Annotated in this window: 9 protein-coding genes and 3 pseudogenes; 7 read left to right on the top strand and 5 right to left on the bottom strand. The window is 61.1% G+C overall.

What is annotated here, in order from left to right; translation table 11 throughout:
* The first annotated feature begins 51 nt into the window (after positions 1-51).
* Positions 52-360, top strand: a complete 309-nt coding sequence (locus ACIGJC_RS31085) for a hypothetical protein (RefSeq protein WP_483714771.1) — start codon at positions 52-54, stop codon at positions 358-360.
* A 253-nt stretch (positions 361-613) separates the two neighbouring features.
* Positions 614-1853 (top strand): annotated as a pseudogene (gene phaZ / locus ACIGJC_RS31080) (polyhydroxyalkanoate depolymerase).
* 161 nt (positions 1854-2014) lie between these two features.
* Here the strand turns inward: phaZ and ACIGJC_RS31075 are convergent.
* From ACIGJC_RS31075 to ACIGJC_RS31060, 4 genes are all read right to left on the bottom strand, one after another.
* On the bottom strand, positions 2015-2215 hold the full coding sequence (locus ACIGJC_RS31075) for a hypothetical protein (protein ID WP_483714769.1): 201 nt from the start codon (positions 2213-2215) through the stop codon (positions 2015-2017).
* Between the two features lie 813 nt (positions 2216-3028).
* The gene (locus tag ACIGJC_RS31070) at positions 3029-4042 is read right to left on the bottom strand and encodes a ribonuclease Z (RefSeq protein WP_483714768.1); all 1014 of its coding nucleotides are present in this window, start codon (positions 4040-4042) and stop codon (positions 3029-3031) included.
* A 139-nt stretch (positions 4043-4181) separates the two neighbouring features.
* Entirely contained in the window at positions 4182-5423 is a 1242-nt protein-coding gene (locus tag ACIGJC_RS31065; RefSeq protein ID WP_483714767.1) for an NAD(P)/FAD-dependent oxidoreductase, read from the bottom strand.
* A gap of 194 nt (positions 5424-5617) precedes the next feature.
* Complete coding sequence (locus ACIGJC_RS31060; RefSeq protein WP_483714766.1) at positions 5618-6538, bottom strand: LysR family transcriptional regulator; 921 nt, start codon at positions 6536-6538, stop codon at positions 5618-5620.
* A 176-nt stretch (positions 6539-6714) separates the two neighbouring features.
* On the opposite strand from ACIGJC_RS31060, the gene ACIGJC_RS31055 reads away from it, so the two are divergent.
* The 5 genes and pseudogenes from ACIGJC_RS31055 to tnpB form a co-directional block, all read left to right on the top strand.
* Positions 6715-7710: a Bug family tripartite tricarboxylate transporter substrate binding protein gene (locus ACIGJC_RS31055; protein WP_483714765.1), complete on the top strand. Its 996-nt coding sequence runs from the start codon at positions 6715-6717 to the stop codon at positions 7708-7710.
* Between the two features lie 70 nt (positions 7711-7780).
* Entirely contained in the window at positions 7781-9304 is a 1524-nt protein-coding gene (locus tag ACIGJC_RS31050; RefSeq protein ID WP_483714764.1) for an amidase, read from the top strand.
* Between the two features lie 1010 nt (positions 9305-10314).
* Positions 10315-10926, top strand: a complete 612-nt coding sequence (locus ACIGJC_RS31045; protein ID WP_483714763.1) for a 3'-5' exonuclease — start codon at positions 10315-10317, stop codon at positions 10924-10926.
* A 1195-nt stretch (positions 10927-12121) separates the two neighbouring features.
* On the top strand, positions 12122-12433 hold the full coding sequence (locus ACIGJC_RS31040) for a transposase (RefSeq protein WP_483714762.1): 312 nt from the start codon (positions 12122-12124) through the stop codon (positions 12431-12433).
* A gap of 51 nt (positions 12434-12484) precedes the next feature.
* Positions 12485-12562 (top strand): annotated as a pseudogene (tnpB, locus tag ACIGJC_RS31035) (IS66 family insertion sequence element accessory protein TnpB); the annotation flags it as partial.
* Here tnpB and ACIGJC_RS31030 read toward each other — a convergent pair.
* Positions 12554-12766, bottom strand: a pseudogene (locus ACIGJC_RS31030) (transposase); the annotation flags it as partial. The pseudogenes tnpB and ACIGJC_RS31030 sit on opposite strands and share 9 nt — an antisense overlap.
* Between the last annotated feature and the right edge of the window lie 63 nt (positions 12767-12829).

Raw genomic sequence — 12829 nt, 5'->3', positions numbered from 1 at the left:
GAATTCGCCCCTGCCCGCAAGGCAGGGGCTTTGTTTTTTGAGAGCAGTACCATGTCCTTTGAAGCGATTCACGCCGAAATTATGCTTGCTCGGCCATACCTGATTCCTCGCGAACGCTCAGAGAAAGGGATAAGGAATGGGTATTCTTATTGGCTGCGGGTTCCGCCCAGCAAGGAGCTGCGAGTCATCCGTCTTTCGCAAGAGGGTAGTGGCTACGAGCTCGTGCGTTCGGCCAGCGAGCGAAAAACACGAGAGAAGGTACGACAGCGCTTCTCGGGCTCAGTAGCCGAGCTCTTAGCCATCATCGATGAGCAGGTGGAAATCATCCGGAAACACGAACTAGCCGGTTTCCCCGGTTAGTACCGACGCAGCGGTTCGACCAAGGGCTCATCCCTCTGCATTGTTAAGCCATTGCCGCATTGTGGCTAATGATTATCGCCGCGGCCAAAGAATCGGTCATTCCACCGACCAGGTCACCGCAGCGGTGTTGCATCGATCTTTGGCACTGCAGCAATAGCTTCCCGACCTATAGTGAAACTCTGGTACGCCTCCCGCACCCGTATAGGTACAGGGGGCCGCAGACCCTGACTGGCGTACTTTCTTGGAGACCTCCATGCTCTACCGGTTCATGGAGCATCAGCGCGCAATGCTCGCGCCATTCACTGAGTGGGCAGCGAACGCGGCAAGCGCGCTTTCCGACCGGGACAACCCCCTGTCGCAGATGCCGGGTGCTCCCGCCTTTGCCGCTGGGTACGAAATGCTGTACCGTCTGGGACAAGCCGCCGACAAGCCGGGGTTCGGTATCGCAGCCGTTGACCACAACGGCTGCGTCATTCCTGTGGTCGAGCAAGTCGTCCTGCAGAGGGCATTTTGCCGCCTTTTGCGCTTCGCACCTGATCCGGTCGCTCTTGGCGCCGCCGCGTCGCATTCAAGACCTGCCGTGCTGGTCTGCGCGCCGCTGGCTGGACATCACGCGGTCATGCTTCGCGAGGTCGTCGAAAGCTTGTTGCCGAGCATATCGTCTATGTGACGGACTGGATTGACGCGCGCTGCGTTCCACTCGTGGACGGGCCGTTTCACCTGGATGACTATGTCACCGAGCTGCAGGCGTTCATCCGTCAGTTTGGCGCGGCGGAGCCGCTACACGTGATTGCAATCTGCCAGGCCACAGTGCCGGCCTTAGCAGCTATTTCCCTCCTGGCTAGCGCGGATGAGCCGACTCCCAGGAGTCTGATCTTAATGGGCGGGCCGATCGATGCGCGTCGCAGCCCAACTACGGTTGGCAGATTGGCCGCAGACCACTCGCTCGCGTGGTTTCAACGGAATTTGATCTATACAGTGCCCGATCGCTACGCCGGTGCCGGTCGCAAGGTGTGCCCGAACTTCCTGCAGCTTGCCGGCTTGATGGCAGCACAACCAGGTCTTTTGGTGGCGTCGCACTGGGCCTACTATTTGGGACTCGCGCTGGGTGACTACGAGCGTGCCGAAGCCCTCCGGCGCGTTTGCGATGCGTACCATGCGGTGCTCGACATGGCGGCCGAGTTCTACCTGGACACCATCCAGATCGTGTTCCAGGAGTTCCGGCTGGCACGCGGCAATTGGTCCGTGCACGGCCAGCCTGTGCGTCCGCAAGACATCCGCGCTACTACGCTACTGACCATAGAAGGCGACCGCGACGCCATTTCCGGCTGCGGACAGACTCAGGCAGCGCACGATCTGGCCGAGGCATTGCAGCAAGCGACAAGCGACACGTGACGGCGCGCCGGTGCGGCCACTATGATCTTTTCTCTGGCCCCCAGTGGCACTCCGAGATCTACCCGGTCATCCGCGACCTGACTCGACCAGATACCTAGCGCCGCGATGCCCGCGCCCATCATCCAAACACCACAGATGGCATCACCTGCAAGCGGCGATCGCAAGAATTCGATGTCGGCCGTCCACTAGTCATGGAGGTGGACACCATTCATGTCCGGTGCCAAGAACGAAGATCGCACTGGCTGCCGCACGAGCCGTGTTACGGAATGCGGCGCAGGGCTTCAAGCATAGAAGCACCTTGACTCGTCAAACGAGGGTGGGCACTAGCGCTACCATAGCCATGCTCCATTGTCACCAGTTTGTGGATCAGTAATCCGTCCAGTTGTTCTGGTTCGAGATCGTCGATGTCTTGGGCATCGCCAAGCAGTAATAGCGCGGCGATTTCATGCGGACTGAGCATGTCAGGCTCCTTTGTCTGGATCGGAAAAAGGAACTACGACTGCAGGTCCGTGGATGGAGTTCCACGGGGGACGGTAGGAACGGTGCTGAGTGAACTCGGTGCGAGGACGCGCTGAGTATGCGCACACCGAGCGTTCACCCTAAACCGTTTTTTCAGCAGAATCAAGCTCTACACGTGCTGCGATGCAGCGAAGCAAGGCTGAGACACATCGGATTGTTGGTCGTTGTGACTGTGGGCCAGATTGCGAATAACGACCCAACGGGGCACCCTCCTGCCACACGAATTCTTACAGTTGTCGTCCATATACAGCGGTATCCTCCCTGCCTTATCTATCCCAAGCAGAAAGTTGATGAGCCGTCCAGCCGTACTGTCCCTTGCCGCCGCTGCGTTGCTGAGCGGCTGTGCCATTGCCCCATATGACGACGGGTATTATGGCGGCCACGCTGCGCCCTATTACGGTGGATATGCTGTACCCAGTTACGGTGGGGCGTACTTCAACTGGAGCAATGGCGGCCACTACAGCGGTGGCAGGGAATGGGACCGGGATCGGGACCGCCACGATCGGTCCCGGGATGACCGCCGAGGCTGGGACCGAGGCTGGAACCAAGTCGATCAGCGAGGCTGGGGCTCTGGCAATCGAGGGGAAAGCCGTGACGGCAACAACGGCAACCGAGCGGAGGGCCGGGGCTGGGGGCGTGGTCAGGAGCGTGGCCAGGCCCAACGGGACAACAAGCGTGGTGACCGTGGTGAATATCGTGGCCGGGGGCGTGGCGGCGATCGAGATGGCGGTTGAGTGGGGGGAAACCTCCGTCCCTACCGCGATACTCCCGAGGCAGTCCGAACCTCCGCCCCCAGGTCAACGGCACGCCCCCGATAGCGGGGCGAAAAATGGAATGGGGTCACCTTGCGGGCGCCTGTGCGGCGGGCAATCAGCCCAGCCTGTACTGTGGTCAGATGGTTTTTGCGCAGGGCGTGGACGCTATCCGCTTCCAGAAACATACTTTCAACGAAAAGTTGATCGACGTTTTGCATCAGGCCCGAAAGCGCTCGTATGTTCTCGCTCGTATAGCGCAGGTCGGTCACGTAGCCGATGCGCTGGCCGGGCTCCACGTCCATGATCAAATGGCATAACTCGCCGACCGTTCGCGTTACCGTGTGGTCGCCGCTTCTATCGTGCCACTGCACGAGAACTGGTGCATCGCCCGCTGCGCCGGTCAGAACGGCATGCTTCAGGTGGCGCAGCCAGGCGCCGGTTTTCAGACCGGATGCAGCAAGGCGCTCCGCGTTGATGCTGAGTCGGACCTTTTCCTCGACCAGGTAGGCCAGGCATGGAATTCCGTGATCGACAAAGCAGGCGCGCACCCGGAATGTGGTCTCGTCGTGCACGATGTCGCCGGTTCTTTCGATGGGGGACTCGGCCAATCTGGCGAATCCATCGCGACTGGAAAAGCAAGCACGCCGCACTTGCCCGTCCAATCCAAGTTCGTTCGCTCTAACAACAAGTTCAATGTCGTAGCGATGCACCAGGTTCCACGTATAGGCGAGCAGCTTGTGCTCGACCTGCGCCAGGAAACCTGGTCCGCCGTACAGCACGAGGGACGGCTTGCGCCCGAGCAGCACCCGCAACAAACGATCGAAGCCGGAGAAATGGTCCATATGCGTATGCGTGACGAACACATGCGACAGGCGCATCAACTTGCGCGGCATCAGGGTGCTGATATCGCCCAGGTCGAACAGCAATGCGCGCCGTTCGTCCAGGAAGTCGACGAACAGTCCGGGATCGCCAAAAGCATCATTGACGAGACGGGCTTCCAGCAGGGGACGCATACTCACTTTCAGCGGCGGATACGAAGGGGCGGTCGAGGGCCGATCCGGCTTAATGGTATGACAATCGTTCCTGCGCTGGCGTGACGAGTTCCCCGACGATCTGATCGGGGAATAGACGGGCAATACGCCACTCGCCACTTCAAACGGCAAACCGCATTGGATCGTAGGGCAAGGGATCAACGTAGGGTTGCTCGCCGTCGATCAGCTCGCCGAGCAGACGTGCCGTGACTGGCCCGAGCGTGAAACCCTGATGGCCATGCCCGAAGTGGAACCAGAGACCGTGATGGCACGGGGCCCTGCCCACAATGGGCTTCATGTCGGCCACGCAGGGGCGGGCGCCGAGCCACGGCTGCGCTTCGGCTGGCTGCCCCAGCCGCACCAGTTCGCGCGCGTAGCTTTCGGCACGCTCCAATTGGACGGGTGTCGGCGGTGCATCGCGGAGGGCAAACTCCGCGCCCGTGGTCAGACGCAGGCCCCGCTGCATTGGCGCCAGCATGACGCCGTTCTCGACGTCGAGCACCGGCAGCCGGGGCATAGGGTCGGCTGCATAGTGGCGGTGATAGCCACGCTTGACGAATAGCGGAAAGCGATAACCGAGCCTCTCGATCAAGGCCGAGGCCCATGGACCGAGTGCGATCACCACGTGTTCCGCGCTCAGCGGGCCATCTTCGGTGGTGACGGTCCAGCCGGCGCCGGCAGGCTTGAGCGTCGCGGCATCGCCGCGGCGGAAGATGCCGCCCTCGCGCTCGAACAGCGAGGCATAACGTGTGACAAGCTCTCCGGGATCAGCAACCGTCCAGGGATCGCGCCAGTGGATCGCGCCGGCGAGCCGCCCATAAAGGGCCGGCTCCGTAGCCGTTACGCCAGTCTGGTCGAGCGCCTGACAATCCAGGCCGTGCACACGCGCGACTGTGCTGGCCTCGCGCGCGGCCCGGTCGAACGCGCGCGCCGTGCGGTAGGCCTGTAGCCACCCTGACTTGCGCACCAGGTCTTGTGCGCCGGCGAGCGTGATCAGTCGCTCGTGCTCGCTCAGGCAGTGGCGTATCAGCGCACTGTAGGCGGTTACGACAAAGGCATAGCGATCGGGCGCCGACTCCCGCCAGTAACGCACCAGCGCCGGTGCCAGGTGTGCCAGCGCGCCAGGGTGGTAATGCACATCGTTGCCCTGGCGCAGGGCAACCCGCAGGATAGCCTGCCACTCCCGTGGAAAGGCATAGGGTTGCACCGCCTCTCGTTGAATAATGCCGGCGTTGCCGTAGGAGGTCTCTCTCCCCGGTGCCTGGCGGTCGAGCAGCACCACCGCGTGGCCGCGCTGGCGCAGTGCCAACGCCGTGCATACGCCCACCACGCCGGCGCCGAGTACCACAATGTCCTTTGTCATGCCGTCTGTGCTGTCATCCAAGAGTTTCCTGCGCCGGCAATACGCCCTCCGGGCCCGAAAGTCTCGCGATCGGTTCATGGCGGGCCAGCAGCGAACTTGGCCATATTGACCACGTTAGATTTTCCATGTCGCGCGGGCCGACGGGAATATGCTTGCACCGCATTTAACGGAACCGTGGATTGCAATTTCGGCAATCAGCCATCGCCAACACCGGTGATGGTCTGCCCCAGCTGTTGCACGAATGCGCGCGCCGCGGGAGGCAGGTTGCGCTTGGCCAGGGTCTGGATCTCGATGTAGCGCTCGTTCATTTCACGGTCGCGCAATGGCACGGCGGCAATGGTGCCGGCCTTCAGCCGCTCGCGCACCGACAACTCGCCATAGAAGCTGATGGCACCGCCGCCGGCCACCACGAAACTCACGAGCGAATCGAGATGGTTGCTCGAGAAAACGGTCTGGTAGTGCAGGTCTTGCCGGCTGCAGCTTGTGTCAAGCAACTGCCGCAATGAGCTGTCCTTGGGCGGCAACGCGAGCGGGTAGGCTATGACTTGCGACAGCGAAACCTGACGTTGACCGGCGAGCGGATGGTCGGGCGCCATGATGGCGAGCACGGGCGCTGGATGGCGAAGTTCCACCTCGATCTCGCGCTCGGGCAGCCCGCTCAGCGTGACCCCGATGTCAGCCTCGCCGTCCCGGATTCGCCGGGAGACGTCGCCCTGCGGGCAGACATCAAGCTCGAATCGAATCCCGGTGTGCTGTTCCCTGAACCCGGCTGCAAGGGTGGGCAGGAACTCATGAGCGATGCCCTCGACACTGGCCAGCCGCACCCGTCCCGCGCGCAGGCCGCGCAGCGCCTGGATGTCGCCTGTGACGCGCTCGATCTCCTGCTGGGATCGCTTGGCGAACGCAGCCAGCAACTCTCCGGCGGCATTGGGAGCGAGGCCTCGCGCACGCCGGTCGAACAGCAGGGTGTCCAGCTCATTCTCAAGCTTGGCGATCTGCCTGCTGACCGCTGACGGGGCCACGTTTAGCTTCACTGCCGCGTCTTTGACCGAGCCGGTGCGTACCACCTCGAGGAAGTAGCGGACGGCGGTTTCCTGAAGGATCCGATAGGACATGGGGTGCCTTGAGCAATGCAATGCGAGAGGAAACGCAGCGTTGATCTTACGGATTGCCGATTTGGCAATCAATTGTTCTAAACATTGCTACGAATTTTGACTGCCGAGATCGTAGGATAGTCTGACATGGCGTGCCACTGCCATATGTCGGTTCCTATCCCTGCCGGAGCATCAAGATGCGATCCCCTCTCCACCACGCTCTTTCTGCACTGACTGCCTGCGGGCTCGCCCTGGCCACTGGCCTGGCGCCCGTCCTGGCAAGCGCACAGGGCACCTACCCATCCAAGCCGATCCAGCTGGTGCTGCCGTTTCCGCCCGGAGGCGCCACTGATGTGGTCGGCCGTCTGATAGGCCAGAAGCTGGGTGAGCGACTGGGTCAGACCGTGGTGGTCGACAACCGCCCTGGCGGCGGCACGATTGTCGGTGCGAGCTATGTCGCGAAGTCCGCCCCGGACGGCTATACCCTGCTGGCGACATCCGGCACGACGTTCACAGTCAACCCTGCCGTCTATCCGCGGCTGCCCTACGACCCGCAGAAGAACTTCGAGCCGATTGGCCTGATTGGATCTACCGGCCTGGTCCTGCTGGCCAATCGCGACGTGCCCGTCAATACCCTGAAGGAGTTCGTCGCCGCAGCCAAAGCACAACCCGGCAAGTATTCCTACGGTTCCTTCGGTGCAGGGACCACCGCGCATTTTGCCGGCGAGGCGCTGCTGAACCTGACCGGGACCAAGTTGCTGCATGTCCCTTACAAGGGCAGCTCGCCCGCCATGACTGACCTGATTGGCGGCCAGATCCCCTTCAGCATCGATACCGTGGCCGCCGCTCTGCCCCAAGTCAAGGCAGGCAAGATCAAAGCCATCGCAGTCACGACGGCCAAGCGCTCGGCGCTGCTGCCCAATGTGCCGACCGTGGCCGAGAGCGGCTATCCCGGCATGGATGCCAGCACTTGGATCGCGCTGGTGGCACCGCGCGGTCTGCCGCCGGAGATCCACGCCAGGCTGGCGAAAGCGCTGGCCGAAGTCGTTGCCGACCCGGACACGCGCAGGAAGCTGGCCGATAGCGGCATCGAGCCGCACTACGCGACGGGCAAGCAGGTAAGCGACATGATCGACAAAGAGATTCCGCAGATGCGTGCGGTTGCCCAGCGCGCCAATATCAAGCTTGACTGAGCCTGCGCGAATTCCGTCCCCTCAACCGGGGCCGCTGGCGCAAGCGGCCACTCAAGGAAATCCAACCTCCATGTCTTCGCAGGACCAACTGACTTCGACGTCCGCCGTCGAACTGCGCCGGCTGATCGGCGCCCGGGAAATCTCCCCGGTCGAACTGCTTGAGGCGTGCATCGCCCGCATCGAGACCTACAACCCGGCAATCAATGCCGTGACCGCGACCTGTTACGAGCGTGCGCGCAAAGAGGCGAGGGCGGCCGAGCAGGCCGTCATGCGCGGCGAGCCGCTGGGCCTTTTGCACGGGCTGCCGCTGGGCGTCAAGGACCTGGAGGCGACCGCAGGCCTGCTCACCACGTATGGCTCGCCGTTATACCGAAGCAACGTGCCCAGCCAGGACAACGTCCTGGTGGCGCGCCTGCGGTCGGCTGGCGCCATCGTCGTTGGCAAAACCAATATCCCCGAAATGGGTGCCGGTGCGAATTCTCGCAATGCGGTCTGGGGCGCCACTGGCAACCCGTTCAACCCAAACCTCAATGCAGGCGGCTCCTCAGGTGGCTCCGCCGCTGCGCTGGCCGCCGATTTTCTGCCGGTTTGCACCGGCTCCGATACGGGAGGATCGCTGCGCATCCCGGCTGCCAAGTGCGGCGTGGTCGGCTTCCGACCCTCGCCGGGCGTCGTACCGAACTCGCGCAAGCTGCTGGGCTGGACCCCGATTTCCGTGGTCGGACCGATGGGCCGCACGGTCGCCGATACCTGCCTGCAGCTGGCAGCGTCGGCGGGCGGGTCGGTCACTGATCCCCTTAGCTACGAACTCGACCCTGCTGCCTTCCTTTCGCCACCGCACGTCCATCTGTCCACCTTGCGCGTAGGCTGGACGGAGGATTTCGGCAGCTGCAGCGTCGATGACAGCATCCGGCGCGTCTTTCGCGCAAAGATCGCCGCGATGCGGCACCTCTTCCAATGTTGCGATGAAGTCAGGTTCGAGCTGGGCGATGTGCATCGCTGCTTTGACGTATTGCGCGCAGAGAGCTTCGTCGCGAGCCTGAATGAAGCTTACCAGCGCGATCCCGCCAGCCTCGGGCCCAATACCCGCGCCAACTACGAGATGGGTGCGCGAATGTCCCTGGGTGACAGTTCCTGGGCTCAGGCAGAGCAGACCCGAATCCTGCATCGCTTCCAGCAGGCCTTCCAGGACTATGACGTCATCCTGTCGCCGACCACGCCAGTCTCTCCATTTCCGTGGACGCAGCTGTACGCAAACACTATCAATGGCGAGAAGCAGGAGAACTATTACCGCTGGCTTGCCCTGACCTATGTCGTCACCCTGACCACGCATCCGGCCATTTCATTGCCATGCGGCGTTGACGAGCAAGGCATGCCATTCGGCCTGCAGGTGACCGGCGGGTTCCGCGGCGACGCGGTGACGCTCGGCGTGGCGCAGGCGATGGAGACCGCGTTTTCCGCCTCGACGGCATTGCGTCGCCCCATTCCCGACCTCGATGCCATCGTGCCGGCCGTACCCGCGCTTCGCTCCATCGTGACGGCGCCGCCCATCTTTGGCGAGACGACACGGGCAGGGGGCGTATCGGCGGTCTGACTCGACGCCGGCAAGAATTAGTCGCGCCGGCAACCACCAACGGGCTGAAGCCGGCCTCTGCGACATCTGAACGAGTCAGACCGACGCGGAACTGCGCATGCGCGGAATGGCACAGCACGCCGGTATCCAGAGCAAATGAAGTGGTGTCAGATTTTCTTTTTTGCTTTGGCTAGCATATCACTCTTCTGTTATGTATTCGTTAGCATATCGCTCCCGACCCACTTCAGAATAGCTTCCTGAAGGACCAACACACGGCCCCATGTCGCAATTTTATGGCAGCAACGTCGTTGCGAAGAGTCGGTAATTTCCATTTCCCACTATTTTTAAATCCGTCCTTAAAAAGCTTCAATTGTCATTGATGCGACGGCCGGGTAAATTCAATTATCTGTCCTCTTCATCCAGAACCCTCCCCGCATCTGGTGGATCTTTTGAAAGCGCGGCACAACCGCGCTTCTTTTTTTAGGTCTCGGCGGGTGGCGTGCACTGCGCAGTAAAATTTCGCGTCAGTATTGCTGAGCAGACGCATAAGGCGCGCCCAACCCATGACGTTCCTTTGTCAACTGTCAGTCGAATCGAATTTGCATCAGGTGGATCGAACCAGCATGCTGACTAAAACCGTTGCGCCTCTTGATGTGCAAGCACAGGTTACACTCGAACGCTGGCGGGTACGTGAGACAGCAGGAGGTGATCGATATTTCGTCGGATTCTGTATTGAGACCCAGACGGGACGTGTGAGTACGGCCATTCGGTCGTTTGACGTTAGCACGGGCGTAGGGACCACCGCAAGCGGACGGCGATACTTGCTGTCCGGCTGGCCATGCTTCGATGCCGAAGCCGAACGCCTTTGGGCCCGCCTGGCGGCGCAGCATGCCACTACCGAAGCCAACGATGTCAGTATGGAATACTTGCCTGCCCAGATGGATTAGGTCCGTTCGCTACAATGGCGCGAACGCGAAAGCCGTGGCGGCGCGACGGCACAGTTTTCGGCAATGACAAACAGGGGAGGCAGGGTGCAAACGGTCGCAGTGCTGGATTTTGAAACGACGGGATTGTCGCCGGGCCGCGGTGACCGAGCAACGGAAATTGCTGTCATTTTGCTGCGTGACGACGAGATCATCGATCGTTATCAAAGCTTGATGAACGCGGGTAGGCGTATCCCCTCGCAGGTTGTCAGCCTGACCGGAATTACCAATGACATGATTGCAGATGCACCTGCTGCGTCGAAGGTCATGAGTGAAGCGGCCCGGTTTGTCGGCAAACATCCGGTAGTGGCCCACAATGCCGGTTTTGACCGCAGGTTTTGGCAGGCCGAGCTTGGGCTATTGGACATTGCAGCCAATCAACACTTCGCGTGTACGATGCTCACTTCCAGGCGTATCTACCCACACGCTCAAAATCACAGGTTATCGACGCTCGTCGATATGCTGCAACTGCCTAAGACCGCTCGTGCGCACCGGGCAATGGCCGACGCTGAAATGACCTGCCATCTGTGGCATCGCCTGCAACACGATATCGGTCAGACGTACCGAGTGAGCCAAGTCGACTACGCGCTCATCGCACGTGTGCAGGCCACAACCAGCGCGAAGGTCGCGACGCTACTGCGCTCGCTAGGCGAGGCTTAGCACTGCAATTCAGTGGTCCGTCGAGGAACGGGATCCCGGACGGCGAGTAAAGTCAAAATGGGCAGCGGCATACACGGCGTTGCATGCCCATACTTCTTTGCCTTCCTTGTAGAAGGTGACCCACTTGCCATCGCTTAGGCAATCCGCGCCGGGGTAGACCTCGTCGTGGCCGTTTGGACCGTCCAACGGAAAGGGTGCATGCGGAGTGGCCCAGTATTGGCCACTCGGTAGTGATTCTGGCGTTTTGCTTGACATATCATCTGCACCATGAAATCCAAACAGCAGTTAAAACCGGATTTGGAAGGATCGCACCAACGGTTATACTCCGCGCTTCATACTAACGGGTTATTCCGAAAGCTTCGGCCTGATCCTTGCCTCGGCTGGGCGGTTAATTCGCCAGCCAGATGCACTGAGCGACAAACTTGTCATCACGCACAATTGGCGACCTCGGCAACCACCTGCCGATGCCGAACGCGAAGACCGTGCGACGATTCGGTCCGGATGCGCCGAAAAAAAACCGGAGCGACGCGGGGAGCATCGATCCGGTCCTGCGCAGCGGCGCACAAGTGGTGCAGCATTTGCCGCTGCGGACCTGAATTTAATCATGTTTAATTCTGATTTAGAACCCGTGAATATCCCATGTTGCGATGCAGCAACGTATGCTGGGGAACGGGCTTAAGAAAGTGATGAAATGGAGACACGAACGCAGCACATCTCGGGAGCAGCGAAGCTTTGGGGAGGATCGGACCTCTGCAGAGAGGCAAATCAGGCCTTACCATGCGTGCATGGCTTCCGAGGGACGGAGTTCTATGTCCCTTCGAAGTGCTCCGCGCGCCCACCGAGCTGGCAGGTTTGACGACGCTCCGTTGTTCCCCAGCACTTGACGCTCGCGGATTGCACCATGTCGTCCAGCCACAAGCGCTGGAACACCTACGCGACTAGGTCGGCCGGCGGATGACTTGGCTGGATCGTCGCGGGTTATGCCTCATCTCCGGCTTTCAAGCGTGAAAGTCGGTAACCGTCCGCTGACCGCCGTGTAGACGCATAAGGCAAACGTATCCAGAGTAGTCCCATCAGAATTTGGCGGGGACTGCTTTGGAGACTGTGGCAAAACGGGCGGTCGCACTCACGGCAGCTGCAATCATCCGATTGAACTCAAACGTAGGCTGGCAGAAGCGGCGTGGGTGTGCGAGGTTTGTCTGTTTCGAAGCCGGCGCTGGAACACGGTCTTAACGTGAACATGGTCTTTCGCTGGCGCCGCTTGTATCGTGCAGGCCGTTTCGGCGTCCCTGAGGTTACCAACGACTCATTGCTGTTACCCGTCATGGTTGAGGCAACCGCAGCCGAAGAATCGGTCGACATGCCGCCCACGGGAAACCCGTGCGACCAGCCGGAAGCATTGCCTACCGCGGTCATCCGGTTGCAACTAGCCAATGGACAAGTGAGCATTGAAGGCCGGGGCGATCCGGAAGTCCTGCGCACGGTGGTGCAATGCCTGAGCCAATGATAGGGCCGCCGGCGAACACCCTGCATCTGGGTTGCCGCAGGTTTTACCGATATGCGATGCGGCTTTGATGGCCTGGCGGCCAAGGTGCAGACGGTACTTCAGAAGGACCCCTTCTCAGGCCACGTGTTCGAAACAGCCATCGCGGTCGCGTGGCAGTTCGACCCGCACCGGGCCGCGGTCGGTGATCACGGTCTTGCCGCTCAGACCGTTACGCGCATTGGACTGCTCGGCCGGCTTGGGCTCGCCTGGCTTGTAGCCCAAATGCATGCTCATCTCGGCGCTCATCGCCCGCTCGATGATGGCCTTGTTGAACGCCAGCATCAGATCTTGGAACGGGGGCGTTCGCATGGCCGCGCGCCGAAGGCGGGGTGGTAGCTCTGACGAGCGCGCAACTTG

The organism is Cupriavidus sp. C3SS-1, assembly GCF_057073755.1.
The sequence above is the reverse complement of the archived record's forward strand: the minus strand, read 5'-3'. Positions and strand labels throughout refer to the sequence as shown.

Bases quoted from the DNA above. Each gene is read 5' to 3' on its own strand.
- ACIGJC_RS31055 (WP_483714765.1), top strand. From the start codon at position 6,715: ATGCGATCCCCTCTCCACCACGCTCTTTCTGCACTGACTGCCTGCGGG.
- ACIGJC_RS31085 (WP_483714771.1), top strand. From the start codon at position 52: ATGTCCTTTGAAGCGATTCACGCCGAAATTATGCTTGCTCGGCCATAC.
- ACIGJC_RS31075 (WP_483714769.1), bottom strand. From the start codon at position 2,215: ATGCTCAGTCCGCATGAAATCGCCGCGCTATTACTGCTTGGCGATGCC.
- ACIGJC_RS31050 (WP_483714764.1), top strand. From the start codon at position 7,781: ATGTCTTCGCAGGACCAACTGACTTCGACGTCCGCCGTCGAACTGCGC.
- ACIGJC_RS31060 (WP_483714766.1), bottom strand. From the start codon at position 6,538: ATGTCCTATCGGATCCTTCAGGAAACCGCCGTCCGCTACTTCCTCGAG.
- ACIGJC_RS31065 (WP_483714767.1), bottom strand. From the start codon at position 5,423: ATGACAAAGGACATTGTGGTACTCGGCGCCGGCGTGGTGGGCGTATGC.
- ACIGJC_RS31070 (WP_483714768.1), bottom strand. From the start codon at position 4,042: ATGCGTCCCCTGCTGGAAGCCCGTCTCGTCAATGATGCTTTTGGCGAT.